Raw genomic sequence first — 25,586 nt, 5'->3', positions numbered from 1 at the left:
AAGGGAGTGGGCTGGCAGCATGCGCTTCTGGCTAACCCGGTACCAGTTCTTGCTTATCCTGGTATTGGCGCTACCCGTCTGCCCTCCGGAGGACTTCGCCATGCCCCTCGACGCCCCTGCCAGCCACTCTGCGGAAAGCCCCGCGCAGCCGTCCCGCGCCGAACAGCTGGGGGCCTTCCTGCGCCGCCGGCGGGAAAGCATCGAGCCGCAGCGGGTCGGTATTTCCCGCCTCGGCCGCCGACGCACGCCGGGCCTGCGTCGCGAGGAGGTGGCGCAGCTCGCCGGGGTCGGCGTGACCTGGTACACCTGGCTGGAGCAGGGCCGCGCGGTACGCGCCTCGGAGCAGGTGATCGGAGCCATCGCCCGGGCCCTGCTGTGCAACGAGACGGAAACCCACCACCTGTTCAACCTCGCCGGGCTGGCCGCGCCGACCTCGGCGCGGCGGGCGGTCTGCGAGAAGCCCTCGGCCGCCACCCAGGCCATCCTCGATGCCCTCGACCCGTTGCCGGCCATGGTGCAGAACGCCCGTTTCGACATCCGCGGCTACAACCGCGCCTATTGCCGGCTGGTGGGCATCGACCTGGCGGAGATCCCCGAGGAAGACCGCAACTGCATCTACCTGGCGCTGACCCACGAGCGCTGGCGCTACTGCATGGCCAACCGCGAGGAGGCGTTGCCGCGGATGGTCGGCTTCTTCCGCGCGGCAATGGTCGAGCGCATGGGCGATCCGCTGTGGGAGCGGCAGTTGCAGCGCTGCCTGGAGGTTTCGGCGGAGTTCCGCGAGATCTGGCGGCGCAATGAGGTGATGGGTATCGAAAACCAGCTCAAGCGCTTCCGTCATGCGCGCTGCGGCGAATTCGAACTGCAGCAGACCAACTGGTGGTCGGCGCCGAAGAACGGCGATCGCCTGCTGGTCTTCGTCCCCCTCGACGACCACGCCCGCGACTGCCTGGAGCAACTGTGAGTCGGCGCCCTGTCCCGTAGCCAGCGCCTGCTCGACCTGCTGCAGATTCTGCGCCGGCATCGTTACCCGGTGGCCGGGCATGTGCTCGCCGGCGAACTGGGGATCAGCCTGCGCACGCTCTACCGCGATATCGCCACCCTGCGACAGCAGGGCGCGCACATCGAGGGCGGCGCCGGCGCCAGGCGTTGCTGCGCGAGTGGCGTGAACGGGAAAGCATCGCCGCGCAGTGAGCGACTGCTGCCGGAGACTGACAGACGGCCACCGCCTGCGGGTCTAGCGCCCGGCGCTGTAGCGGCTCAGAGCCGGAACTCCTCGGCGATCAGTTCGCCGAGGCGCTCCAGCGCCGGCGGCCGCTCTCCCGGGGCGAAGGCCAGGCGAATGCGGTGGGCGGGCAGTTCGGCGAAGCCCTCCGCCGGCCCCAGCACGCGCATCGTCGGGCCGACCCGCGCACGGTCGATCACGCCGATCGCCAGGCCGCCTTCGATGGCCGCTTCCAGCGCCGCCGCGCCGGGACTGCTGACCACCGTGCGCCAGCGCCGGCCCGTCGCGCCGAGGGCTTCCAGCAGCGCCTGCCGATAGGGACAACCCTGGCCGTGCAGGGCCAGCGGCAGCGGGCGTTGCGGATCGATCCGCAGGCCGTGGCCGGCGACCCACACCGGCTGGGTGCCGCCGATCTCGCGGGAATGCCCGTCGTACGGGGTTTCGTCTTGCGCTTGCACCAGCAGGGCGAGGTCCAGCTGGCCGCGCCGCAGGCGTCCGGCCAGCCTGCCGCTGGCGTCGGTGAGCACCTCCAGCTCCAGCGCCGGCAGTTCCGCGCCGAGGCGCGGCAGGAGGCGGCCGAGCAGCTTGCCGGCGTATTCCTCGGAAATGCCGAAGCGCACCCGCAGCGGCTCTTCCCGTCTGCGCAACCCGGCGAGCACGCGGTCGTGGGTCTCCAGCAGCTCGGCGGTCTGGCGCTGGAACCGCTGCCCCAGCGGGGTCAGCCGCACCGACTGGTTGTCGCGCTCGAACAGCCGGCCGCCGGCCAGTTCCTCCAGGCGCCGGACGTGGGTGCTCACCGCCGAGGGGCTGCGGTTGAGGTGGCTGGCCGCGGCGAGGAAACGGCCGAAGCGCAGGATGGCATGGAAGGTACGCAGCAGCTCGATATCCAGGTTGGCGCTCATGGTTCCGATTTCCTGCATGACTGGTGCAGATAGTTTCGTTTGATAGTAGCGGCGGAGGCCGCCTAGCCTCGACTCGAACCTGACCGACGGAGGCGAGCGATGCGCGCGACCACCTGCACCCCGCGAGCGATGCCCGAGGCGACCCGCCTGCTGGCCGTGCAACTGGGCATGGTACTGGCCTGGAGTTCCGGCTTCGTCGGCTACCGCTATGCCATGGAACAGGCGCCGGTGTTCCTCACCAGCTTCTGGCGCTTCGCCGTTTGCCTGGCGCTGCTGCTGCCCTTCGCCTGGGCCGGGCTGCGCCGGTTGTCGGCGCGCCAGTGGCGGCGCCAGGCGCTGATCGGGGCGTTGGCCTACGCGGGCTACATAGCGCCGATCGCCAAGGCCATCGAACTCGGCGTCTCGCCGGGCGTGGCGGCGCTGATGGCCGACCTGTTGCCGCTGCTGGTGGCCTTGCTGGCGCTGGTCCTGCCGGGGCAGCGAACGCGGCCGGGGCAGTGGCCGGGGATCGCCCTGGGCGTCGCCGGGGTGCTCTGGGCCGGGCATGCGGCGCTGGCGCTGGGGCGGGCGCCGGGCTGGGCCTACGGCCTGCCGCTGCTGGGCATGCTGGCGCTGGCCCTGGCCACCCTGTTGCAGAAGCGCTGGGATGACGCGCCGGGATCGCTGGCCGTGGTGCTGTTCGTGCAGATCGGCGCCGCGCTGCCGGCGTTCGCCGGCCTGGCGTTGGCGGAGGGTAGCCTGCGGCCGCCGCTGTCCGGCGGATTCCTGTTCGGGCTCGCCTGGCTGGTGCTGCTGCCCACCTTCGGCGGCTACGGCCTGTACTGGCTGGGCCTGCGCCATCTTTCCGCACAGGGCGGCAGCGCGGCGCTGTACCTGAGCCCGGCGCTGACCCTGCTATGGGCGCACTGGATGTTCGCCGAGCCGCTGACACCCATGCTGCTGGGTGGCCTGCTGCTGTCGCTGGCCGGCCTCGGCTGGCTGTATCGCGCCGAGCGTCGCTAGCCGGCGTCGCCCTGCCAGCAGGCCAGGGTCTCCAGGCGCGCCGGGCTGAACGGCGGACGCGGCGCCGGAGGCGTCCAGCCGAACAGGAATTGCGCGGCGCCGCCGCATATCCGCCCCTGGCAGGCGCCCATGCCGCAACGGCTGTGCAGCTTGGCCTCGGTCCAGCCGGCATGCCCGGCCAGCGCGGCCAAGGGGACGTCTTCGCAACGGCAGACCAGGGTATCCGCCTCCGCCAGTTCACGCAGTTCGGCACGCAGGGCGAAGTGTCGCGCCAGGGTGTCGGCGAAGCCCTGCCAGCGTCGCCGTCGTGGCCACAGGCGGCGAGCCGCGTCGCGCTCGTCGACGGCGGCATGGCCGGCGATGGCGCCTTCCACCAGGGCCAGTTCGCTGCCGCCGAAGCCGGTGCATTCGCCGGCGGCGTAGTGGTCGGGCAGGCTGCCGGCCTGCCATTCGTCGACGGCGAGCGCCTGGCCGTCGAGGCGATAGCCGAGGGCCTGGCCGAGTTGCACGTTGGGCACCAGGCCGAAGCCGCAGGCCAGGCGTTCGCAGGCGATCTCGCGGACCCGACCGCCTTCGCGCAGGCGCACGGCTTCCAGGCGCTCCTCGCCGAGGGCGGCGAGCACGTAGCTGTCGGCGCGGTAGCTACGGGCGAACAGGCCGGCGGCCTGCCACAGCTTACCGGGCCAGCGCGGGAGGCGTACGGCGAAGGCGGCCAGGGTTCTCGCCGGCGCCTGTTCGGCGACGCGCAGCAGGCGCGCCCCGCACTGGCTGGCGCTGGCGGCGCTGGCCAGCAGCAGCGGGCCGGAGCCAGCCACCACCAGGCGCTGGCCGGCCAGTGGCAGGCCGCCCTTGGCCAACGCCTGCAGGCCGCCGGCGCCGGTGACGCCGGGGAGGGTCCAGCCGGGAAAAGGCAGCAGCAGTTCGCGGGCGCCGGTGCAGAGGACCAGGCGTCGGTAGCCGACCTGCCAGCCACGTTGCGGGTCTTCCAGCAACAGGCGCCTGCCGGGACCGCAGGCGACCACCCGGGTCGCCGGGAGGTACTCGACATTGGCGTGCCCGGCCAGGCGTTGACGCATCTGATGGGCACGCGGCGGCAGGCTGGCACGCGGGCCGTCGCGCCAGATCTGTCCGCCGGCGGCCGGGTTGTCGTCGACCAGGGCGATGCGCGCGCCGCTCGGCGCGGCGGCCAGCGCTGCGGCCAGGCCGGCGGGGCCGGCACCGACGATCAGCAGGTCGTAGTCGGCGCTCATGCCTGGGTCTCCACGCGCATGCCGGGTTGGCAGACGGTCTGGCAGGCCAGGCGTCGCCGACCGTCGATCAATACCCGGCATTCCTGGCACGCGCCCATGCCGCAGAACGGCGCGCGCCGCCCGCCGCCGACCGCGCTGCGGGAGCAGCCGTCGCCGCCGAGGGCGAGGGCGGCCGCCACGCTGGTACCGACGGCGACCCGCAGCGGACGCCGGTCGATGAACAGTTCGATCATGGCCGGGCACTCCCGGAGCTGGAGAGGAAGCGTTGCGGCAGATAAGGCGTGGGATCCAGCGGCGGCGTTTCGCCGAACAACTGGGCGGCGAGCAGGCGCGCGCTGCCCGGCGCGGTGGTCACGCCCAGGCCCTCGTGGCCGACCGCCAGCCACAGGCCCGGCTGCGCCGGGTGCTCGCCGAGCAGCGGCAGGCCGTCCGGAGTGGCAGCGCGGAAGCCGGTCCAGGCACGGATCGCATTGAGGCCGGCGAGCCCCGGCAGGTAGTCCAGGGCACGCCGCAGCATGCGCGCCAGCACCGGGCCTTCCACCTGCGGGTCGAGCGTGTCGAACTGCCGCGAGGAGCCGAGGAAGACCTGCCCGGTGGGGCGCGGCTGGGCGTTGAAGGCTACCGAGGTACCGCTGCTGGCGTGGGCGCTGCTGACATAGCCGAGTTCCACCAGTTGATGGCGGAGGGTGCCGGGATAGCGGTCGGTGATCAGCAGGTGGCCTTTCTTCGGGCGGATCGGCAGCTCCGCGCACAGCTCGCCGGCATGGATGCCGTTGGCCAGCACCAGCGCCTCGGCGCTCAGCCAGCGGCCGTCGGCCAGGCGCAGGCGGCTGCCGTCCACTTCGCTGACTTCGGCGTGCAATCGACGCAGGCGCGGGCCGGCTCGTTCGAGCAGCCAGCGCGCCGCGTTGGGCGCGTAGAGGATGCCGTCGCCCGGCACCTTCAGGGCGCCGGCGAGGCCTGGCCGCAAGACCGGTTCCAGGTCACGCAGGCGCGCGGCGTCGAGCATCTCGCAGGCGACGCCGGCGGCCAGCAGGGCCTGGCGCTTGCGCTCGGCTTCGGCGAGTTCGGCGGCGTCGGCGGCCAGCCAGAGGGTACCGCAATTGCGGTACGCGCAGTCTTCCGGCAGATCCGCCGCCCAGGTGCGCCAGGCCTGGATCGAGTAATCGCTGAGGGCCAGTTCGGCCGGGTTGTCGTCCATCGCCACCAGGTGCCCCATGCCCACCGCGGTGGCACCGCCGCGGCGGCTGTCCAGCACCAGTACGTCGAGGCCGCGACGCGCCAGTTCATGGGCGCAGGCGCTGCCGACGATGCCGGCGCCGACCACGATGACCTCGGCGTTCACCGGCGGATGCCCCAGGCGAACGGATCGTCGTCCGCCAGCAGCAGGGTGGCTTCCGCGCTGACGTGGGCGCGGCCGCGGATGGTCGGCACGATACGCCCGCCGGGCTGGCCGTCGAGCCATTCGTAACGCCCCTCGAACTGGCTGCCGATCACGCTCGCCTGGCGCCAGGGCTGGCCGGGCAGCAGCTTGCCGTCGGCGGCCAGGCAGGCCAGCTTGGCACTGGTGCCGGTGCCGCAGGGCGAGCGGTCGTAGGCCTTGCCGGGGCAGAGCACGAAGTTGCGGCTGTCGGCGTGGGGGTCGTCGGCGAACAGTTCGATGTGATCGATGGCGCCGCCGTCCTCGCCGCGGATGTCCTGGTCGTCCAGCGCCTGCTGGACGGCGACGGTGTAGGCGGTGAGGGCGTCGAGGTTGTCGCCGGCGAGGCGCTGGCCGTGTCCGGCGACCAGGAAGAACCAGTTGCCGCCCCAGGCGATGTCGCCGCTGACCCGGCCGATGCCGGGCACTTCGACGCTGACCTGGCGACGGTAGCGGTAGGCCGGCACGTTGCGCACGCTGACCGAGCCGTCCTCGTGGAGGGTCGCCTCGACCTCGCCGACCGGTGTCTCGATGCGGTGCACGCCGGGACCGATCCGCCCGAGGTGTGCCAGCGAGGCGACCAGGCCGATGGTGCCGTGGCCGCACATGCCGAGGTAGCCACTGTTGTTGAAGAAGATCACTCCGGCACAGGCTTCGGGATCGACCGGTGCGCAGAGCAGGGCGCCGACCAGTACGTCGCTGCCGCGCGGCTCGAGGATGCAGGCGGCGCGCCAGGCGTCGTGGCGCTCGCCGAGCAGGCGCCGGCGCTCGGCCATGTCGCCCTGGCCCAGATCGGGAAAGCCGCCGATGACCAGGCGGGTGGGCTCGCCGCCGGTATGCGAATCGATGATGCGGATGCGTTGCATGGTGGCCCTCGCCTGTGCCGGGGTATGCGCCACAGGGTGGCGTTTCGGCGGGGCGGGGCGCTTGAGGGTTTTCGCTCAGGCGAGTGACGAAAGCGGCATAGCCGGGATGGCCCGGCTCAGGTGCTGGCCGGGCGGTTCGGCAGGTGTTCGTAGAGGGTCCGGCAGACCCCGACGATATGTGCCTCGATCAATGCCGCGGCCCGTTCAGCATCGCCGGCGCGACAGGCGGCGACGATCTCGCGGTGTTCCTGGTCGGCGCGCTGCTTGCCTTCGGACAGGCTCATCTGCATGCGCAGGTAACGTTCCAGCTTGTCGTGGATGGAGCGGATCAGGTTGACCAGGAACGGCCGCTGTGCCGGTTCGTAGAGACAGGCGTGCAGTTGCCAGTTGAGTTCGGCCCAGCGGCCGACGTTGTCTTCGCCGACGAAGTCGGCGCAGATCGCCTCGGCGCGGGCGAAGGTGGTCTCGTCCATATTCGGCACCGCCAGGCGGATCGCCTGCGCCTCGAGCAGCACCCGCACTTCGAACATCTGCGCCAGTTCCGGTTCGGAAATACGCGTCACCACCGCGCCCTTGTTGCGCTGGAACAGCACCAGGCCTTCCGCTTCCAGGCGCTTGAGGGCCTCGCGGACGGGAATCTTGCTGACATTGAAGAGTTGCGCGATGTCGTCCTGGCGGATCGGTTCGTCCTCGGCGAAATGCCCGGCGATGATCGCTTCGCGCAGGTGCTTGGCGATGATCTCGGAGGCCGAAGGGGCGATGCCCAGGTTAGGGGCGTTGAGCATGGAGAGAGGCAAGCGGGGCAACCTGCGTGGCGTTGGGAACGTGCGGGATATTGTATACGAACGTTCGGCGGCTGCCGCTGCCGGTTGGCGCCTTCTGCGCAGGCGTGTTGGTCGGCTCCAGTGGGCCTCCGTGCTGCTGCGGGACGCCCTTGGCGTGATGCCTCCCACGCAGGAGAGATGCGGGCGGCGGCGCATGTTTCGCAGGGCGAAACGCTCTTCCGGAAAGTTCACGGAGAGGCTGGACAATAGAAAATTAGCTTGCTAATAATTCGCTCGCTCATGTATTTCGGGGCGTCCGCGATGGCCAAGCCTTCCTTCTTTTCCTCCGACCTGGTGCAGGTGCTGCTGTGCCCGCGCCTGCACGAACTGCAGTTCGCGGTGAAGGCCCTGCTGGCCGGCGGGTTGGCCCTGTACCTGGCCTTCAGCCTGGAGCTGGAGCAGCCGCAATGGGCATTGATGACGGTGTTCGTGGTCAGCCAGCCCTATAGCGGCATGGTCCTGGCCAAGGGCATGTTCCGCCTGATCGGCACCTGCGCCGGTGCGCTGGTGTCCATCGGCATGGTCGCGCTCTATGGTCAGGCGTCGCTGCCCTTCCTCCTGCTGATGGCGCTCTGGCTGGCGTTCTGCACCGCCGGCGCGTCGCTGCTGCACAACCATGCGTCCTACGGTTTCGTCCTGGCCGGCTACACCGCGGCGATCGTCGCCCTGCCGGCCAGCGCCGATCCGGCGACGGTGTTCGACCAGGCGGTGGCCCGCTGCTCGGAGATCGGCCTGGGCATCCTCTGCGCGGCGCTGGTGAATGTACTGCTCTGGCCGCGGCGCCTGGAACGCCAGTTGGCGAACCAGGGCAAGGCGGCCTGGGAGGCCGGCTTGCAGGCGGCCGCGGCGGAGCTGCGCGGCGCCGACGAACGCGGCGAGCTGCTCGCGGCGCTGGGGCGGATCGCCGCGGCGGACGCCCAGCGCGACCACGCCTGGTTCGAGGGTGCGCTCGGCCGCGCCCGCTCCCAGGCCTTGCGCGTGCTAGGCCTCGACCTGCTCGGCCTGCTGCGCGCGGCGCGCAAGGTGGCTCGCGAGCGGAGGCTGCTCGATCCGGCCAGCGCGCACGCCTTGCAGCCCTGGCTGGAAGAACTCGAGGCACTGTTGCGCGAGGGCCGCCAGGCCGAGTTCGAGGCCTGCCGGCAGCGCTTGCGCCTGGCGCTGGACGTGGCGCACGGACAGTTGCACCTGTGCCTGGTCTGCCTCGAACGCCTGCTCGGCGAGGCGAGGGCGGCCGGGCGCAGCGTCGAGGCGCTGGTCTATGGCGCGCCCACCCGCCAGGCGCCGGGCGCCATCGCCTGGCACCGGGACATCGAGCGCGGCGTGCTGTTCGGCCTGCGCAGCGCCCTGGCGTTCCTCTGCGTGGCCGCGTTCTGGCTGGCCAGCGCCTGGCCGAGTGGGTTGGGCGCGGTGTCGATCACCGGCGTGGTGCTGAGTCTCTTCGCCAGCCGCGACAACCCGGCCCAGGCCGGCCTGAACTTCCTTCGCGGGATCCTCCTGTCGATCCCGCTGGCCGGCTTCGTCGCACTGTTCTACCTGCCCGGCGTGGACGGCTTCCCGCTGCTCTGCCTGGGCCTGGGCGTACCGCTGTTCTTCGCCGCGCTGTGCGTGAACCGGGCGAGCCTGGCCGGGATCGCCTCGCCGTTCTGCATCTTCTTCGTGAAGAACGTCGCGCCGAGCAACAGCATGAGCTACGACCTCGCGCACTTCCTCAACAACGCCCTGTCGACGGTGCTTGGGGTGGCCTTCGCCGTGCTGGTGTTCAACCTGGTCAGCCTGCGGCCGGGCGAACGCCATTACCGGCGCATGCTGCAGGCCACCCTCGGCGACCTGGCGCGGCTCACCCTGCGCTCGCCGGCGCAGGCCGAGGCCTGGTTCGGCGGGCGCACCGCGGATCGCCTGATCCGCCTGGCGCAGCGCTACGACCGTTTACCGGAGGGGCGCCGCCAGCCCTGGTCGGACGGCCTGATGGGACTCGACTTCGGCGACGAGCTGCTCTACCTGCGGCAGTGCCTGGAGGAGGTCCCGGCGTCCCTGGCGCAGGCCCGCGACCGCTACCTGCGGCGCCTGCGCCTGGCGCTGCTGGGCGATGGCCCGCGGGCCGAGCGTGAACACGCCCTCGACCCGCCGACCGCGCGCCTGCTCAAGGCCCTGGCCGCCAGCCCGCTGGCCGGCAGCGAACGCGGCGAGCTGGCCGGCGCCGCGCTGGTGCAGTTGCAGGCTACCTGGCGGCAGTGGTGCCGCAGCCATGCTCCGGCCGGGACGGCGCTGCGCGCGGACCCGCTCCCCGGAGCCGGGCGCTAGTTCTGCGGTGGCCGGCCACATTGACCGCGCAAGCCCCGAACCACTAAGCTGCGCGCCTTGCGACAGGTGCCCCGCAAGGGGTGAAACAGGGAAGCTGGTGCGTTCCGTCGGAACCAGGCCAGCGCTGCCCCCGCAACGGTAGGCGAATCAGACAGCCGCTCGATGACCACTGTGCTCAGGCATGGGAAGGCGCGGCTGGAAGCGTCCAGCGCTTCGCTCGCGAGCCCGGAGACCGGCCTGACGCACCCACGGCATCGCGGAGGGCGCTGTCGGACGTCTCCTGCCGTCGCTTCGTCCTCCGTCTGCCTCAACCCAGGTCGCGCGGGTGAGAGCGACGGAGCAGCGCAGAGCATGAACAGAGTTTTCCTGACCCCGGCAGCCGTGGCGCTGTGCGGCGCGTCTTCCCTGAGCCTGGCCGAACCGGTCAGCCTTGCCGACCAGGTGGTGACCGCCACCCGTACCGCCCAGACCGCTTCCCAGAGCCTGGCGGCGGTGAGCGTCATCGACCGCGAGGATATCGAGCGCAGCCAGGCGCGCAGCGTGCCGGAGCTGTTGCGCCAGGTACCCGGCGTGTCGCTGGCGAACAACGGCGGTTTCGGCAAGAACACCACGCTGTTCCTGCGCGGCACCGAGTCCGACCATGTGCTGGTGCTGATCGACGGCATCAAGGTCGGCTCGGCCAGCGCTGGCCTCACCGCGTTCCAGGACTTGCCGGTGGAGCTGATCGAGCGCATCGAGGTGGTCCGCGGGCCGCGTTCCAGCCTGTACGGCTCGGAGGCCATCGGCGGGGTGATCCAGATCTTCACCCGGCGCGGCGACGGCCAGGGCGCCAAGCCGTTCTTCTCCGCCGGCTACGGCACCCATCAGACCCTGGAGGGTAGCGCCGGGGTCAGCGGCGGCGCCGGCAACGGCTGGTACAGCCTCGGGGTGAGCAGCTTCGATACGGCGGGGATCAATACCAAGCGCGCCGGTACTGCGGGCTATGAGCCAGACCGCGACGGCTACCGCAACCTGTCCGGCAACCTGCGCGGCGGCTATCGCTTCGACAATGGCCTGGAACTCGACGGCACCCTGCTCAGGGCCAAGTCGCACAACGACTATGACCAGGTCTTCGGCAACTCCGGTTTCAATACCAACGCCGACGGCGAGCAGAACCTGGTCGGCGGCCGTGCCCGCTTCACTCCGTTCGATCCCTGGCTGGTGACCCTCCAGGCCGGGCGCAGCGAGGACAAGGCTGATGCCTATCAGGATGGCCGTTTCTACTCGCGCTTCGATACCCGTCGCGACAGCCTGTCCTGGCAGAACGACCTGACCCTGGCCGAAGGCCATGTGCTGACCCTCGGCTACGACTGGCAGAAGGACGAGATCAGCAGCAGCGAAGCCTTCAGCGTCGACTCGCGGCTGAACAAAGGCTGGTTCGCCCAGTACCTCGGCCGGTACGGTCGCCAGGATTGGCAACTGAGCCTGCGCCGCGACGACAACCAGCAGTTCGGCGTGCACGATACCGGCAGCGCCGCCTGGGGCTACGCGCTGAGCGACGCGCTGCGCTTCACCGTCAGCTACGGCACGGCGTTCAAGGCGCCGACCTTCAACGAACTCTACTACCCCGACTACGGCAATCCCGACCTGGACGCCGAGACTTCGCGCAGCCTGGAAGTCGGGCTGAGCGGTACGCATGGCTGGGGGCACTGGGCGGTGAATGCCTTCCGTACCAACGTCGACGACCTGATCGGCAACGATCCGCGTCCGGCGCCGGGGCGCCCCTGGGGGCAGCCGAACAACATCGACGAAGCGCGCATCCGTGGCGTCGAACTGGTCCTCGGCAGCCAGTGGCTGGGCTGGGACTGGAACGCCAACGCAACCTTCCTCGACCCGCAAAACCGTTCCGGCGGCGTCAACGACGGCAACGAGCTGCCGCGCCGGGCGCGGCGGATGTTCAACCTGGAACTGGACCGGCGCTTCGAGCGTCTTTCGCTGGGCGCCAGCGTGCACGCCGAAGGCCGACGCTATGATGACCCGGCCAACAAGGTGCGCCTGGGCGGCTACGCCACCCTCGACCTGCGCAGCGAGTACCGGCTGAACGACGAATGGCGCCTGCAGGGCCGGATCGCCAACCTGTTCGGTGCCGACTACGAAACCGCGTATGGCTACAACCAGCCTGGCCAGGCGGTCTACCTCAGCGTGCGCTACCAGGCCCTGTGAGGCCGGGTATTTCGAATGAACGAGGCGACGGCGCGGCCGCGTCGCCGCAAGGAGTGATCGACGATGAACGAATCCCCCGAGAAGGACCAGCGCCACCGCGAGCGGATGGAGCGCAAGAAGGCCGTGGTCGACGAGAAGATCGCCCAGGCCCGCGACGAACGCGGCGTGCTCCTGGTGCATAGCGGCAACGGCAAGGGCAAGAGCAGCTCGGCCTTCGGCATGGTCGCGCGGGCCCTGGGCCATGGCATGAAGGTCGGTGTCGTGCAGTTCATCAAGGGCGCCGCCAGCACCGGCGAGGAAGCCTTCTTCCGGCGCTTCCCCGAGGAAGTCAGCTATCACGTGATGGGCGAGGGCTTCACCTGGGAGACCCAGGACCGCCAGCGCGACATCGCCAAGGCCGAGGCGGCCTGGAAGGTCGCCGCGCAATTGCTGGCCGACCCGGACGTTGGCCTGGTGGTGCTGGACGAACTGAACATCGCCCTCAAGCACGGCTACCTGGAACTGGACAGGGTCCTCGCCGACATCCAGGCGCGCCCGGCCATGCAGCATGTGGTGGTGACCGGCCGCGGCGCGCAGCCGGGGATGATCGAGGCCGCCGACACGGTGACCGAGATGAGCCTGGTCAAGCACGCGTTCAAGGCCGGGATCAAGGCGCAGAAAGGAGTGGAGTTCTGATGCCGGCGCCATGCGCGGAGACGCTTCGCCCATGACCCAGGCACGCTGTCCGGCCCTGCTGATCGCCGCCCCGGCCTCCGGCCAGGGCAAGACCACCGTCACCGCCGCTCTGGCCCGCCTGCATGCGCGCCAGGGGCGACGGGTGCGGGTGTTCAAGTGCGGACCGGACTTCCTCGACCCGATGATTCTCGCTCGCGCCTCCGGCGCGCCGGTCTACCAGCTCGACCTGTGGATGGTCGGCGAGGCCGAAGCGCGACGCCTGCTGGCGCGGGCCGCCGGCGAGGCCGACCTGATCCTCATCGAAGGGGTGATGGGCCTGTTCGATGGCAACCCCTCGGCGGCAGACCTGGCGCGGCGTTTCGGCGTGCCGGTGCTGGGAGTGATCAACGGCGCGGCGATGGCCCAGACCTTCGGCGCCCTGGCCTACGGCCTGGCGCATTTCCAGCCGGACCTGCCGTTTTCCGGAGTGCTCGGCAACCGCGTCGGCAGCCAGCGCCACAGCGACATCCTGCGCGATTGCCTGCCGCCTGGCATGCGCTGGTTCGGCGGCCTGCCGCGCTCGGCCGAGTTCGAACTGCCGAGCCGCCACCTGGGCCTGGTCCAGGCCGAGGAACTGGCCGATCTCGATGTGCGCCTGGACGCCGCCGCCGACGCCTTGCGGGCCAGCGCCGAGACCGACCTGCCGGAGCCGGTGACCTTCGAGGTGCCCGCTCCGGCGCCGCTGCAACGTAGCCTGGAAGGCGTGCGCATCGGCGTGGCCCGCGACGCCTCGTTCGCCTTCCTCTACCAGGCCAATCTCGACCTGCTGCGCGAACTCGGCGCCGAACTGGCGTTCTTCTCGCCGCTGCAGGACCAGGCGTTGCCCGCCGTGGACAGCCTGTACCTGCCGGGCGGCTATCCCGAACTGCACCTGGGGCGCCTGCAGGGCAATCGCGCCATGGCCGAGGCGATCCGAGCCCACCATGCCGCGGGCAAGCCGTTGCTGGCCGAGTGCGGCGGCATGCTCTACCTGCTCGACTGCCTGGAAGACGCCGACGGCGAGCGCGGCGAACTGCTCGGCCTGCTGCCGGGCCGGGCGCGCCTGCAGAAGCGCCTGACCGCCCTGGCCTTGCAGGAGGTCGAGCTGCCGGAAGGGCGGCTGCGCGGGCATACCTTCCATCACTCGACCCTCGACTGCGCCGTCGAGCCTCTGGCCCGTGGCGTCTGCCCGAACGGCCGGAACACGGCGGAGGCGGTGTTCCGTCTTGGCCGGCTGACGGCTTCCTATATCCATTTCTACCTGCCTTCCAACCCGCAGGCCGCCGCCGCGTTGCTGGCGCCCGCGCGAGACGCCGACTGACATGTCCGATTCTTCCCACGCCTTCAGCGCCACGGAACGCGCCGCCGTCTACCGGGCCATCGCCGAGCGCCGCGACATGCGCCACTTCAGCGGCGGCAGCGTGGCGCCGGAGCTGCTCGCGCGGCTGCTGGAGGCCGCGCACCAGGCGCCCAGCGTCGGCCTGATGCAACCCTGGCGCTTCATCCGTATCACCGAGCCGGCGTTGCGGCGGGCCATCCACGGGCTGGTCGAGGAGGAACGCGGACGCACCGCCGAAGCCCTCGGCGAGCGCTCCGACGAGTTCATGCGGCTCAAGGTCGAGGGCGTGCTGGATTGCGCCGAACTGCTGGTCGCCGCCCTGATGGACGACCGCGAACGCCATGTGTTCGGTCGCCGGACCCTGCCGCAGATGGACCTGGCGTCGCTCGCCTGCGCGATCCAGAACCTCTGGCTGGCCAGTCGCGCCGAGGGCCTGGGGATGGGCTGGGTGTCGCTGTTCGATCCGGCCGCGCTGGGCGAGTTGCTCGGCCTGCCGCCCGGCAGCGAGGCGGTGGCGGTGCTCTGCCTGGGCCCGGTGGCGGAGTTCTACCCGGCGCCGATGCTGGCGCTGGAGGGTTGGAGCGAACCGCGTCCGCTGGCCGAGCTGGTCTACCAGAACCGTTGGGGCGAGCGAGCATGAGCGCACTGCTGGGTATCCTCGGCGTGGCGCTGGATGCGCGCTTCGGCGAGCCGCAGGGCTGGCACCCGCTGGTCGCCTTCGGCCGCCTGGCCGATCGCCTGGAGCGCCGTTTCAATCGCTCGCGCCTGGCCGGCGAGGGCGATCCCGGGGTCGGCTGGCGCAGCCACGGGGTGACCGCCTGGGTCCTCGCGGTACTGCCGCTGACCCTGCTGGCCTGGGCGCTCGCTGAACTTCCCTACCTCGGCTGGCTGGTCCAGGCCCTGGCGCTGTACGCCGCGCTCGGCCTGCGCAGCCTCGGCGAGCACGCCGAACCGGTGGCGCTGGCCTTGCGCGCCGGCGACCTGGACGAGGCGCGGCGACGTGTCGGCTACCTGGTCAGCCGCGATACCCGCGAGCTGGACCAGGCCGGGGTCGCCCGCGCGGCCACCGAATCGGTACTGGAGAACGGCAGCGACGCGGTTTACGCCGCGCTGTTCTGGTTCGCCGTGGCCGGCGCGCCGGGGGTGGTGCTGTATCGCCTGAGCAATACCCTGGACGCGATGTGGGGCTACCGCAACGCGCGCTTCGAGCGCTTCGGCTGGGCCGCGGCGAAGATCGACGACATCCTCAACTACCTGCCGGCGCGGCTGGTGGCGCTGACCTACGCGCTGCTCGGCGGCACCCGCCAGGCCCTGCGCTGCTGGCGCGAGCAGGCGCCGCAATGGGACAGCCCCAACGCCGGCCCGGTGATGGCCGCCGGCGCCGGTGCGCTGGGCGTGTCCCTGGGCGGCGCGGCGATCTACCACGGCGAGCTGCACCAGCGGCCGCTCCTCGGCAGCGGCCCGCAGCCGCAGGGCCGCGACATCTATCGGGCCCTGGCGCTGGTGCGCCAGGGCGTGCTGCTCTGGCTGCTGGTGCTGGCCGGACTCTGGGCCATGGGGTGGCTGCATGCTTGAACATGGAGGGCGGTTGCGCGAGGCGGCGCGCCGCTACGACATTCCGCTGGCGGACTGGCTGGACCTGTCCACCGGCATCGCGCCCTGGCCGTTTCCGCTGCCGGCGATCCCCGAGCAGGCCTGGACCCGCCTGCCGGAGAGCGACGACGGCCTGGAAGCCGCCGCCTGCCTCTACTACGGCGCCGAACGGGTATTGCCGCTGGCCGGCAGCCAGGCGGCGATCCAGGCCCTGCCAAGGTTGCGGCGGGGCGGGCGGGTCGGCGTCCTGTCGCCGTGCTACGCCGAGCACGCCCACGCCTGGCGCCAGGCCGGGCACCTGGTGCGGGAGATCGGCGAGGCCGAGGTCGAGCCCTATCTCGACAGCCTCGACGTGCTGCTGGTGGTCAACCCGAACAACCCCACCGGGCGGGTCTTCGAGCCCGCCGAGCTGCTGGCCTGGCATGCCCGCCTGCAACGTCGCGGCGGCTGGCTGCTGGTCGACGAGGCGTTCATGGACTGCACCCCGCAGTCGAGCCTGGCGGCCTGTAGCAACCGGCCCGGATTGATCGTGCTGCGCTCGTTCGGCAAGTTCTTCGGCCTGGCCGGTGCGCGGCTCGGCTTCGCCCTCGGCGAACGGCCGCTGTTGCAGGCGCTGGCCGAGCAGCTCGGTCCGTGGACGGTCAATGGCCCGGTGCGCCATGTGGCCCAGAGCGCCTTGCGCGACCGCCAGCAACAGCGCCAGCAGCGCGAGCGCCTGCTGGCCGCCAGCCAGCGCCTGGAGGAACTGCTGCGCCGCCACGGCTGGCCGCCGGCGGGCGGCAGCGCGCTGTTCCAGCGCCTGGTCGATCCACGCTGCGCGGCGTTGCACGACTACCTGGCGCGGCGCGGCATCCTCACACGCCAGTTCGAGCAGCCGGCCAGCCTGCGCCTCGGCCTGCCCGCCGACGAGGCCGCCTGGGCCCGGCTCGATGCCGCGCTGCTCGGCTTCAAGGAGCCTGCTCATGCGTGATCGCGGGCGGACCCTGATGGTCCAGGGCACCACCTCGGACGCCGGCAAGAGCACCCTGGTGACCGCGCTGTGCCGCTGGCTGGCCCGGCGCGGCGTCGCGGTGGTGCCGTTCAAGCCGCAGAACATGGCGCTGAACAGCGCGGTCACCGCCGACGGCGGCGAGATCGGCCGCGCCCAGGCGGTCCAGGCCCAGGCCTGCCGGCTGGCGCCGCACACCGACATGAACCCGGTGCTGCTCAAGCCCAACACCGACATCGGCGCCCAGGTGATCATCCATGGCCGCGCGGTGACCAGCATGGACGCCGCCGCCTACCACGACTACAAGCGCGTGGCGATGGAAGCGGTGCTGGCTTCCCATGGGCGGCTCGCCGCCGCCTACCGGGTGGTGATGGTGGAGGGCGCCGGCTCGCCGGCGGAGATCAACCTGCGCGCCAACGACATCGCCAACATGGGCTTCGCCGAAGCGGTGGATTGCCCGGTGATCCTGGTCGCCGATATCGACCGCGGCGGGGTCTTCGCCCACCTGGTCGGCACCCTGGAACTGCTCTCCGACTCGGAGCGAGAGCGGGTCAAGGGCTTCGTCATCAATCGCTTCCGCGGCGACATCGCCCTGCTGCAACCCGGCCTCGACTGGCTGGAGGCGCGCACCGGCAAGCCGGTGCTCGGCGTGCTGCCCTATGTCAGCGACCTGCACCTGGAGGCGGAGGACGCCATCGACACGCGCCAGGCGGCCAAGGTCGGGCCGCGCCTGAAGGTGGTGGTGCCGGTGCTGCCGAGGATCAGCAACCACACCGATTTCGATCCGCTGCGCCTGCACCCCCAGGTCGAGTTGAGCTTCGTCGGCCCCGGCCAGGCGCTGCCGTCGGCGGACCTGATCGTCCTGCCCGGCTCGAAGAGCGTGCGCGCCGACCTCGCGGCGCTGCGCGAGCGTGGCTGGGACGAGGCGATCCTCCGTCACCTGCGCTACGGCGGTCGCCTGCTGGGGATCTGCGGCGGCCTGCAGATGCTCGGCGAGCGCCTGCACGATCCGCTCGGCCTGGAAGGCGCGGCCGGCAGCAGCGCTGGCCTCGGCCTGCTGGCGTTGGAAACGACCCTGGAGGCGGACAAGCAATTGCGCAACGTACAGGGCCGCCTGAGCCTGGAGGATGCGCCGCTGTCGGGCTACGAGATCCATGCCGGAGTCACCCGTGGCGAAGCCCTGGCGCGGCCGGCGGTGGTGCTCGACGATGGCCGCGCGGATGGTGCCCGCAGCGTCGACGGGAACGTCATGGGCACCTACCTGCATGGCCTGTTCGAATCCACCGCGGCCTGTTCGGCGCTGCTGCGCTGGGCCGGCCTGCGCGAGGTCCAGGCGGTGGACTACCAGGCCTTGCGCGAACGCGACATCGAGCGGCTCGCCGACCTGGTCGAGCGCCACCTGGATACCGGGCGATTGCTCGCCCTCTGCGGAGAACCCCATGCGTGACCTGATCCTTGGCGGCGCCCGTTCCGGCAAGAGCCGCCTGGCCGAGCGCCTGGCCGCCGAGAGCGGGCTGGCGGTGAGCTACATCGCCACCGCCCAGGCCGGCGACGGCGAAATGGGCCGGCGCATCGCCGAGCACCGCGCGCGCCGCCCGGCCCACTGGCGAACCCTGGAGGAGCCTCTGGCGCTGGCGGCGACGCTGCGCAGCGAGGCCGAGCCCGGACGCTGCCTGCTGGTCGACTGCCTGACCCTGTGGCTGACCAACCTGCTGCTCTGCGACGATCCCCAGCGTCTCGACGGCGAGCGCGAGGCACTGCTGGAATGTCTCGGCGCGCTGCCGGGGCGGATCATCCTGGTCAGCAACGAAACCGGGCTCGGCGTGGTGCCGCTGGGCGAACTCAGCCGGCGCTACGTCGACGAGGCCGGCTGGCTGCACCAGGCCATCGCCGAACGCTGCGAACGGGTGACCTTCACCGTCGCCGGCCTGCCCATGCCGTTGAAAGGAGAACCGCTATGAGTCTGCAATGGTGGCGCGACACCTGCCGCGGGGCGGACCCGCAGATGCGCCGGCGCGCGGCCGAACGCCAGGACCGGTTGACCAAGCCGCGCGGCTCGCTGGGCCGCCTGGAGCAGGTGGCGATCGACCTGGCGGCGTTGCAGGGGCGCGAACGACCGAGCCTGGAGAGGCTCTGGGTGACGGTCTTCGCCGGCGACCACGGGGTAGTCGCCGAGGGCGTCTCGGCCTATCCGCAGGCGGTCACCGGCGAGATGCTGCGCAACTTCGTCCGCGGCGGCGCGGCGATCAGCGTGCTGGCGCGCGAACTCGGTGCCGGCCTGGAGGTGGTCGACCTGGGCACCGCCGTCCCCCTGGAAGCCTTGCCCGGCGTGCGCCACCTGCGCCTGGCGGCGGGTACCGCGAACTTCGTCGAGGCCCCGGCGATGGGCGCCGAACAGTGCCTGCTGGCGCTCGAGGCCGGGCGCGAAAGCGTGCGCCGCGCCGAGCAGGCCGGCAGCCAGCTGTTCATCGGCGGCGAGATGGGCATCGGCAATACCACTGCGGCGGCGGCCATGGCCTGCGCGCTGCTGGATGCGCCGGTGAGCGCGCTGGTCGGGCCGGGAACCGGGCTGGACGCCAGCGGCGTGGCGCACAAGACCGCGGTGATCGAGCGCGCCCTGGCCCTGCACGGCGCCCATCGCGCCGACCCCTTCGAAACCCTCCGCCGTCTCGGTGGGCTGGAGATCGCCGCGCTGGCCGGCGCCTACCTGGCCTGCGCGCAGAAAGGCATGGTCGCCCTGGTCGACGGCTACATCTGCAGCGTCGCGGCGCTCTGCGCGGTGCGCCTGAACCCGGCCTGCCGCGACTGGCTGCTGTTCGCCCACAGTGGTGCCGAGCCGGGCCATCGGCATGTGCTCGAAGCCCTGGCGGCGCAACCGCTGCTCGACCTCGGCCTGCGCCTGGGCGAGGGCAGCGGCGCGGCGCTGGCGGTGCCGCTGCTGCGCCAGGCCTGCGCGCTGCACGCGGGGATGGCGACCTTCGCCGAAGCGGCGGTCTCGGACCGCCCGGCATGAGCCTGCGCCTGGACCTCCTGCGGCATGGCGAAACCGAGTCCGGCGGCGGTTTCCGCGGCAGCCTCGACGACGCCTTGACCGCGCGTGGCTGGGCGCAGATGCGCACGGCGGTGGAAGGCGGACGCTGGGACCTGCTGGTCAGCTCGCCATTGCAACGTTGCCGCGCCTTCGCCGAGGAACTGGCGCAGCGCCAGGGGATCGAGCTGGAACTGGAAAACGATCTGCGCGAACTGCATTTCGGCGCTTGGGAGGGGCGCTCGGCGGCCAGCCTGATGGACGGCCACAGCGAGGCGCTCGGCCGCTTCTGGGCCGATCCCTACGCCTTTACCCCGCCGGGCGGCGAGCCGCTGTCCGAGTTCGAGGCGCGGGTGCTGGCCGCCCAGCGACGCCTGCGCCAGCGTCACGCCGGCCGTCGTGTGCTGCTGGTGACCCATGGCGGCGTCATGCGCCTGTTGCTCGCCCGCGCCCGTGGCCTGCCGCGCGAGCGCTTGCTGCAGGTGGACATCGGTCATGGCGCACTGTTCGGCCTGCGCGCCGGAGAGGGCGACGATCGCTGGCACGAATGCCGGGAAGGGGAATAGCCATGCGCGAAGCCTTGCGCTCACTGCTGGTCGCCTTGCAGTTCCTCACCCGCCTGCCGGTGCGCCTGTCGGCGATGCCGACGCCGGAACAGTTCGGCCGCGCGGTGCTCTGCTATCCACTGGTCGGGGTGCTGATCGGCGTCGTGCTGTACGCCGCGGCGCTGTCGCTCGATGGTACGCCGCCGCTGTTGCAGGCAGCCTTGCTGCTGAGCCTGTGGGTGGCGCTGAGCGGCGCGCTGCACCTGGACGGCCTGGCCGACATGGCGGACGCCTGGGTCGGCGGGTTGGGCGACCGCGAGCGGACCTTGGCGATCATGAAGGACCCGCGCAGCGGCCCGGTGGCGGTGGTGGTCCTGGTACTGGTCCTGTTGTTGAAGTTCTCCGCCCTGGCGGCGCTGCTCGGCCAGGGCGAGGCCGGGTTGTTGCCGCTGGCCCCGTGGCTGGCGCGCAGCAGCCTGCCGCTGCTGTTCCTGACCACGCCCTACGCGCGCCCCGGCGGCCTCGGCCAGGCCATCGCCGAGCACCTGCCGGCGCGCAGCCTGCCGTGGGTGCTGGGGGTGAGTTTCGGCCTGGCCCTGGCGTTCGGCCTGGCCGGCCTGCTGGCGTTGCTGGTGACGCTGATGCTCTTCGCCTGGCTGCGCAGCCGTTTCCTCGCGCGCCTCGGCGGCACCACCGGGGACACCGCCGGCGCGCTGGTCGAACTTACCGAGTGTGCGGTGCTGGTGGCGCTGGCTCTGTAGCCGGACGCGGCTGGCGCAGGACCGCCATGGCGCTGAGGAAGAGCAGCGCGGCGGCGGCCAGCAGCACGGCGACGAAGGCCTGGTCGAAAGCCTGCCGGGCAAGCTCGACGAGCCGCGACGCGACCTCCGGCGCCAGGCCCTCGGCGACCAACAGGGCGTCGTCGAGGCTGTCGCGGACCCGCGCCGGCAGCTCGGCCGAGGGCAGCCTCAGCGACATCCCGTAGACGAAACTCATCAGGCTGCCGAGCAGGGTCACGCCGATCACCCCGCCCAGTTCGTAGGACACGTCTTCGATGGCGGCCGCCATTCCGGAACTCTGTTCGTCCACGTTGAGCATCACCGCGGTGGAGGCGGCGGTCATCGCGCCGCCGAAGCCGACGCCGAGCAGCACCAGGCTGGCCAGTTGCGCTCCGGTGGCGGACTGGTAGGACAGGGCCAGGCCGAGCAATCCGGCGCTGCCGAGCAGCAGGGAGGCGCACATCACCCGGTTCTCGCCCCAGCGCGGCACCAGCCAGCCGGCCAGCGGCCCGACCACCAGCGAGGCCAGCGGGATCGGCAGGACGAACAGGCCGGCCTTCAGCGGCGTCAGGCCCTGCACCAGTTGCAGGTGCTGGCTGAACACCAGTTCCATGCCGACCAGCGCCATGGTCGCCACCAGGGCCACCGCGACGCCGCGGGCGAAGCGCCGGTTGCGGAACAGCGCGAAGTCGATCATCGGTTCGCGGGCGCGGCGCTGGCGGCGGACGAACAGGTACAGGCAGAGCATGCCGCCGAGCGCGGCCAGGACGGCCAGCCCGAAGTCCGGGGCGCGTGTGCTGAGTTCCTTGATCGCATACACCACCCCGACCAGGCCGAACATCACCTGCAGCGAGCCGAGGGCGTCCCATGGGCGCCGCGACTGGCCGCCGCAGGCCGGGATGGCCGGCAGCGCCAGCAACAAAGCGACGACCACCACCGGGACGTTGATGAGGAACACCGAGCCCCACCAGAAGAACTCCAGCAGCACGCCGCCGACCACCGGCCCCAGCGCCGCGCCGGCAGAGGCGACGGAGGCCCAGATGCCGATGGCCAGGGCGCGTTCGCGTTCGTCCTGGAAGACATGGCGGACGATCGACAGGGTCGCCGGCATCATCAGCGCCGCGCCCACCGCCAACCCGGCGCGGGCGGCGATCAGCGTCGCGGCGCTGGGGGCGAAGGCGGCGCACAGCGAGGCCAGGCCGAACAGCGGCAGGCCGGCGAGGAACAGCCGCTTGTGGCCAAGGCGGTCGCTGAGCAAGCCGGCGCCGGGCAGCAGGCCGGCGACCACCAGCGGATAGGCGTTGACGATCCAGAGCTTCTCCGTGGCCGTCGCACCGAGGTCGTGGGTCAGGCGCGGCAGGGCCGTGTAGAGCACGGTCATGTCGATGATGATGAGGAACAGGGCGCTGGAGACGATGGCCAGGACCAGCCAGCGGTTCTGCCGGAACATGGGATAACCTCTGTGGCGAACGGTTCTTCGCTCGCCGTGGATAACGGGAATTGCGCGCCACGGGCGGACGCGTGAAAATATAAATACATACGTATGGATTTAAACTCAAGAGGTAGCCATGGGACGCCGACGAACGATCGACCGCGACCAGTTGCTCGATGCCGCCGAGGCGGTGATCGCCCGCGAGGGCGCGGCCGGCCTGACCATCGATGCGGTGGCGAAGGAAATGGGCATCACCAAGGGCGGCGTGCAGTACTGCTTCGGTACCAAGGACGCGCTGATCGACGCGATCTTCGAGCGCTGGGGCAAGGCCTACGACAGCCTGTTCGAAGCGGTGGCGGGGAAGCAGCCGACGCCGCTGACGCGGGTTCGCGCGCATGCCGAGGCGACCCAGCGTTCGGACGAGTTGTCCAGCAGCAAGGCGGCGGCGCTGATGGCGGCGCTGATCCAGACGCCCGAGCATCTGGAGGGCAGCAACCAGTGGTATCGCAGCCGGTTGGAAGGCCTGGACCTGTCCGCACCCGAGGGGCGCCGTGCGCGCCTGGCGTTCCTGGCGGTGGAGGGCGCCTTCATGTTGCGCTACTTCCGCCTGATGGACATTGGCCAGGACGAGTGGGACTCGATGCTCGACGACGTTCGTGCGTTGTTGCTGACGGCGGCTGGCGCCAGCGGAGACTGAGGCTCCGCTGGCGCGCTGCGGGTGGTCGCCTCAGTCGAAGGCGAAGTGCTCGCTCTTCAGGTCCATGATCGAACCGGTCGGCTTCGCCATCGCCGCCGCGTGGCCCTTGGCGCGCGGAAGCAGGCGGGCGAAGTAGAACTCGCTGGTGGCGATCTTGGCCTTGTAGAAGTCCGCCGACTCGCTGCCGCCCTGGCGCAGTCGCCGGCGCGCAGCGGCTTCCTGGAGGGCCCAGGAATAGGCCAGCGTGGCGTAGCCGGAGAACATCAGATAGTCGTGGCTGGCGGTGCTCACCAGATCGCGTTGCTTGCGCGCGGTGAGGGCAATGCGCAGGGTCAGCAGGTTCCATTGGGCGCAGAGCTTGAGCAGCACCAGGGCGCGGCCGCGCATGCGCGGCTCGTTCTTCAGCAGGTCGACGGCGAACCGGGCCACGCCCCTGGTGAAGTCGCGCACGGCCTTGCCCTGGGTCATCAGCAGGACCTTGCGGCCGAGCAGGTCGAGGGCCTGGATGCCGGTGGTGCCTTCGTAGAGGGTGGCGATCCGCGCGTCGCGGACGATCTGCTCCATGCCGTGTTCGCGGATATAGCCGTGGCCGCCGAACACCTGCATGCCGAGGTTGGCGCTTTCCAGGCCGAGTTCGGTCAGGCAGCCCTTGAGGATCGGCGTGAGGAAGCCGAGCTTGTCGTCCCAGCGTTCGTATTCGGCGTCGTCGTTGCTGAGGATGCCCTGGATCATCCGGTCGGCGTACTGGGTGGCCAGGTAGACCAGCGCCCGGCCGCCTTCGGCGATGGCCTTCTGGGTCAGCAGCATGCGCCGCACGTCGCCGTGGTGCATCAGGCTGTCGGCGACCTGGTCGGGTTCCTTGGTCCCGGAGAGCGCGCGCATGGAGCGGCGTTCGCGGGCGTAGGCGAGGGCGCCCTGGTAGGCCAGCTCGGCGGTGGCCACGCCCTGGATGGCGGTGCCGATGCGGGCGCTGTTCATGAAGGTGAACATGCATTCCAGGCCCTTGTTCGGCGGTCCGATGAGGAAGCCGGTGGCGCCGTCGAAGTTCATCACGCAGGTGGCCGAGGCCTTGATCCCCATCTTCTTCTCCAGCGCGCCGCAACTCACGCCGTTGCGCGGGCCGAGCGCGCCGCCTTCGCCGGGAAGGAACTTGGGCACGATGAACAGGGAAATGCCGCGGGTGCCCTTCGGTGCGTCCGGCAGGCGGGCGAGCACGATGTGGACGATGTTCTCGGTCAGGTCGTGTTCGCCGGAAGAGATGAATATCTTCGTCCCGCTGATGGCGTAGCTACCGTCGGGGTTGGCCTCGGCGCGGGTCTTCACCTGGCCGAGATCGGTGCCGCACTGCGGCTCGGTGAGGCACATGGTGCCGCCCCAGCGGCCCTCGGTGAGCGGAACCAGGTAGGTCTGCTTCTGTTCCTCGGTGCCGTGCTGCATCAGGGTGTTCATCGCGCCGAGGGAGAGGCCGGGATACATGGAGAACGGCCAGTTGGCTGTGCCCATCATCTCCTGCTTGAGCGCGCCGAGGCTCATCGGCAGGCCCTGGCCACCGTACTCCACCGGGTGCGAGAGGCCCTGCCAGCCGCCGGCGACATAGGCCTCGTAGGCTTCCTTGTAGCCCTTCGGCGTCCGTACTTCGCCGTTCTCCAGGTGGCAGCCTTCCTCGTCGCCGCTGTGGTAGAGCGGGGCGATCACTTCCTCGCAGAGCTTCGCGCATTCGCCGAGGATCGCATCGACCATGTCCGGCGTGGCTTCGGCTCCGTTGACGAGGTTGCGGTAATGCTCGGGGAAATCGAAGACTTCGTTGAGCAGGAAGCGCGTGTCGCGCAGCGGGGCTTTGTAAACGGGCATGGCTACCTCGGCGATGGATGGAGGGCGCCGGGTGCTCCCGGTCGCCGCTGACAGCGCGAGTTATAGGCCAGCGCCCGGCGTCCGGCCTTGGCAGGGGCAACAGACGGCGTTGGCAGTTCGGACAATCCGCTTGACCGACGAGAGGTACGGGTATATACACGCATCCATGCTACCGACCCAATGCCTCTGTACCAAACTGCGTCGCGCCGCCCGCAGCGTTTCCCGCTTCTACGACGAGGCGCTGGCCGATACCGGCCTCAAGGTGGCGCAGTTTTCCCTGCTGCGGCACCTGCGGCGCCTGGACCGGCCGAGCATTTCCGAACTCGCCGAAGCCATGGGACTCGACCGCAGCACCCTCGGTCGCAACCTGCGGGTGCTGGAAGGCGACGGCCTGCTGCGCCTGACCGGTGGCGAGGACCAGCGCAACCGCCTGGTCGAGCTGACGCCTGCCGGGCTGGATGCCCTGGAACGCGGAACGCCGGCCTGGGAAGACGCGCAGCGGCGTCTCGCCGGGCGCCTTGGCGAGGAGCGCAGCGGCGCCTTGGCGGCGTTGCTGGTGGAACTGGAGCGACTGGACTGACAACCGACGAAGCCTCTCGCCGAGGCGCTTCGTTCACGATAAAGCGGGTATATACCCGTAGATGGAGCG

Annotated in this window: 24 protein-coding genes, 1 pseudogene and 1 riboswitch; of the genes and pseudogenes, 17 read left to right on the top strand and 8 right to left on the bottom strand. The window is 71.0% G+C overall.

Annotation, left to right across the window (positions count from 1 at the left end):
• The first annotated feature begins 19 nt into the window (after nucleotides 1–19).
• Nucleotides 20–964 (top strand): helix-turn-helix transcriptional regulator, encoded by a 945-nt coding sequence (locus VQ067_RS19640; RefSeq protein ID WP_073665459.1) that lies wholly within the window; start codon nucleotides 20–22, stop codon nucleotides 962–964.
• A 9-nt stretch (nucleotides 965–973) separates the two neighbouring features.
• Nucleotides 974–1,123: pseudogene (locus VQ067_RS19635) on the top strand (HTH domain-containing protein); the annotation flags it as partial.
• Between the two features lie 137 nt (nucleotides 1,124–1,260).
• Here the strand turns inward: VQ067_RS19635 and VQ067_RS19630 are convergent.
• Nucleotides 1,261–2,127: a LysR family transcriptional regulator gene (locus VQ067_RS19630; protein WP_003082572.1), complete on the bottom strand. Its 867-nt coding sequence runs from the start codon at nucleotides 2,125–2,127 to the stop codon at nucleotides 1,261–1,263.
• A gap of 99 nt (nucleotides 2,128–2,226) precedes the next feature.
• Here VQ067_RS19630 and VQ067_RS19625 point away from each other — a divergent pair, with 99 nt between their 5' ends.
• Nucleotides 2,227–3,129, top strand: coding sequence for a DMT family transporter (locus tag VQ067_RS19625; RefSeq protein ID WP_033990209.1), 903 nt, complete (start codon nucleotides 2,227–2,229; stop codon nucleotides 3,127–3,129).
• On the opposite strand, the gene VQ067_RS19620 is transcribed toward VQ067_RS19625, so the two are convergent.
• From VQ067_RS19620 to VQ067_RS19600, 5 genes are all read right to left on the bottom strand, one after another.
• Nucleotides 3,126–4,379, bottom strand: coding sequence for an NAD(P)/FAD-dependent oxidoreductase (locus VQ067_RS19620; protein ID WP_033990207.1), 1,254 nt, complete (start codon nucleotides 4,377–4,379; stop codon nucleotides 3,126–3,128). The genes VQ067_RS19625 and VQ067_RS19620 overlap by 4 nt on opposite strands.
• Nucleotides 4,376–4,612, bottom strand: coding sequence for a (2Fe-2S)-binding protein (locus VQ067_RS19615; RefSeq protein WP_014603678.1), 237 nt, complete (start codon nucleotides 4,610–4,612; stop codon nucleotides 4,376–4,378). Before VQ067_RS19615 ends, VQ067_RS19620 begins: the two co-directional genes overlap by 4 nt.
• Nucleotides 4,609–5,724: a D-hydroxyproline dehydrogenase subunit beta LhpB gene (lhpB, locus tag VQ067_RS19610; RefSeq protein WP_033990205.1), complete on the bottom strand. Its 1,116-nt coding sequence runs from the start codon at nucleotides 5,722–5,724 to the stop codon at nucleotides 4,609–4,611. Before lhpB ends, VQ067_RS19615 begins: the two co-directional genes overlap by 4 nt.
• Complete coding sequence (locus VQ067_RS19605) at nucleotides 5,721–6,665, bottom strand: 4-hydroxyproline epimerase (protein ID WP_003107552.1); 945 nt, start codon at nucleotides 6,663–6,665, stop codon at nucleotides 5,721–5,723. Before VQ067_RS19605 ends, lhpB begins: the two co-directional genes overlap by 4 nt.
• Before the next feature lie 116 nt (nucleotides 6,666–6,781).
• Complete coding sequence (locus VQ067_RS19600; RefSeq protein WP_003086767.1) at nucleotides 6,782–7,450, bottom strand: GntR family transcriptional regulator; 669 nt, start codon at nucleotides 7,448–7,450, stop codon at nucleotides 6,782–6,784.
• A 300-nt stretch (nucleotides 7,451–7,750) separates the two neighbouring features.
• On the opposite strand from VQ067_RS19600, the gene VQ067_RS19595 reads away from it, so the two are divergent.
• The 12 genes from VQ067_RS19595 to VQ067_RS19540 all read left to right on the top strand — a co-directional run bounded on the left by VQ067_RS19595 (nucleotide 7,751) and on the right by VQ067_RS19540 (nucleotide 20,939).
• Nucleotides 7,751–9,790, top strand: a complete 2,040-nt coding sequence (locus VQ067_RS19595; protein ID WP_033990324.1) for an FUSC family protein — start codon at nucleotides 7,751–7,753, stop codon at nucleotides 9,788–9,790.
• 47 nt (nucleotides 9,791–9,837) lie between these two features.
• A riboswitch (cobalamin riboswitch) is annotated at nucleotides 9,838–10,045 on the top strand.
• A gap of 96 nt (nucleotides 10,046–10,141) precedes the next feature.
• Nucleotides 10,142–11,992, top strand: a complete 1,851-nt coding sequence (gene btuB / locus VQ067_RS19590) for a TonB-dependent vitamin B12 receptor (protein WP_033990203.1) — start codon at nucleotides 10,142–10,144, stop codon at nucleotides 11,990–11,992.
• Nucleotides 11,993–12,055: 63 nt separating this feature from the next.
• Nucleotides 12,056–12,667, top strand: a complete 612-nt coding sequence (gene cobO, locus VQ067_RS19585) for a cob(I)yrinic acid a,c-diamide adenosyltransferase (protein WP_003086769.1) — start codon at nucleotides 12,056–12,058, stop codon at nucleotides 12,665–12,667.
• Nucleotides 12,668–12,698: 31 nt separating this feature from the next.
• Complete coding sequence (locus VQ067_RS19580; RefSeq protein WP_003086772.1) at nucleotides 12,699–14,006, top strand: cobyrinate a,c-diamide synthase; 1,308 nt, start codon at nucleotides 12,699–12,701, stop codon at nucleotides 14,004–14,006.
• 1 nt (nucleotide 14,007) lies between these two features.
• Entirely contained in the window at nucleotides 14,008–14,664 is a 657-nt protein-coding gene (bluB, locus tag VQ067_RS19575; protein ID WP_003082592.1) for a 5,6-dimethylbenzimidazole synthase, read from the top strand.
• Nucleotides 14,661–15,599 carry an adenosylcobinamide-phosphate synthase CbiB gene (cbiB, locus tag VQ067_RS19570; protein WP_003111871.1) on the top strand — a complete coding sequence of 313 codons (939 nt, stop codon included), beginning with the start codon at nucleotides 14,661–14,663 and terminating at the stop codon, nucleotides 15,597–15,599. Before bluB ends, cbiB begins: the two co-directional genes overlap by 4 nt.
• On the top strand, nucleotides 15,592–16,587 hold the full coding sequence (gene cobD, locus VQ067_RS19565) for a threonine-phosphate decarboxylase CobD (RefSeq protein WP_003158252.1): 996 nt from the start codon (nucleotides 15,592–15,594) through the stop codon (nucleotides 16,585–16,587). The genes cbiB and cobD overlap by 8 nt, the downstream gene beginning before the upstream one ends.
• A complete protein-coding gene (locus VQ067_RS19560) occupies nucleotides 16,580–18,052 on the top strand; it encodes a cobyric acid synthase (protein WP_033941070.1) in 1,473 nt (490 codons plus the stop codon). The genes cobD and VQ067_RS19560 overlap by 8 nt, the downstream gene beginning before the upstream one ends.
• Nucleotides 18,045–18,566 (top strand): bifunctional adenosylcobinamide kinase/adenosylcobinamide-phosphate guanylyltransferase, encoded by a 522-nt coding sequence (cobU, locus tag VQ067_RS19555; RefSeq protein ID WP_019484513.1) that lies wholly within the window; start codon nucleotides 18,045–18,047, stop codon nucleotides 18,564–18,566. Before VQ067_RS19560 ends, cobU begins: the two co-directional genes overlap by 8 nt.
• Complete coding sequence (gene cobT, locus VQ067_RS19550) at nucleotides 18,563–19,618, top strand: nicotinate-nucleotide--dimethylbenzimidazole phosphoribosyltransferase (protein ID WP_033990201.1); 1,056 nt, start codon at nucleotides 18,563–18,565, stop codon at nucleotides 19,616–19,618. The genes cobU and cobT overlap by 4 nt, the downstream gene beginning before the upstream one ends.
• The gene (gene cobC / locus VQ067_RS19545) at nucleotides 19,615–20,199 is read left to right on the top strand and encodes an alpha-ribazole phosphatase family protein (protein WP_033990199.1); all 585 of its coding nucleotides are present in this window, start codon (nucleotides 19,615–19,617) and stop codon (nucleotides 20,197–20,199) included. Before cobT ends, cobC begins: the two co-directional genes overlap by 4 nt.
• 2 nt (nucleotides 20,200–20,201) lie before the next feature.
• On the top strand, nucleotides 20,202–20,939 hold the full coding sequence (locus VQ067_RS19540; protein WP_003158254.1) for an adenosylcobinamide-GDP ribazoletransferase: 738 nt from the start codon (nucleotides 20,202–20,204) through the stop codon (nucleotides 20,937–20,939).
• On the opposite strand, the gene VQ067_RS19535 is transcribed toward VQ067_RS19540, so the two are convergent.
• Complete coding sequence (locus VQ067_RS19535; protein ID WP_033954474.1) at nucleotides 20,902–22,407, bottom strand: MFS transporter; 1,506 nt, start codon at nucleotides 22,405–22,407, stop codon at nucleotides 20,902–20,904. The two genes, VQ067_RS19540 and VQ067_RS19535, sit on opposite strands and share 38 nt — an antisense overlap.
• Nucleotides 22,408–22,525: 118 nt before the next feature.
• Here VQ067_RS19535 and VQ067_RS19530 point away from each other — a divergent pair, with 118 nt between their 5' ends.
• The gene (locus VQ067_RS19530) at nucleotides 22,526–23,086 is read left to right on the top strand and encodes a TetR/AcrR family transcriptional regulator (protein WP_003109279.1); all 561 of its coding nucleotides are present in this window, start codon (nucleotides 22,526–22,528) and stop codon (nucleotides 23,084–23,086) included.
• Nucleotides 23,087–23,116: 30 nt separating this feature from the next.
• On the opposite strand, the gene VQ067_RS19525 is transcribed toward VQ067_RS19530, so the two are convergent.
• The gene (locus VQ067_RS19525) at nucleotides 23,117–24,937 is read right to left on the bottom strand and encodes an acyl-CoA dehydrogenase C-terminal domain-containing protein (RefSeq protein WP_003109278.1); all 1,821 of its coding nucleotides are present in this window, start codon (nucleotides 24,935–24,937) and stop codon (nucleotides 23,117–23,119) included.
• A gap of 130 nt (nucleotides 24,938–25,067) precedes the next feature.
• Between VQ067_RS19525 and VQ067_RS19520 the strand changes: the two genes are divergently transcribed.
• Nucleotides 25,068–25,517, top strand: a complete 450-nt coding sequence (locus VQ067_RS19520) for a MarR family winged helix-turn-helix transcriptional regulator (protein WP_003082614.1) — start codon at nucleotides 25,068–25,070, stop codon at nucleotides 25,515–25,517.
• The last annotated feature ends 69 nt before the right edge of the window (nucleotides 25,518–25,586 follow it).

It is taken from the genome of Pseudomonas sp. KBN12P06040 (assembly GCF_037574965.1).
In the GTDB taxonomy this organism is placed as follows: Bacteria; Pseudomonadota; Gammaproteobacteria; order Pseudomonadales; family Pseudomonadaceae; genus Pseudomonas; species Pseudomonas aeruginosa.
Note: the sequence above shows the minus strand (reverse complement) of the source record. Positions and strands in the feature narration are given on the sequence as shown.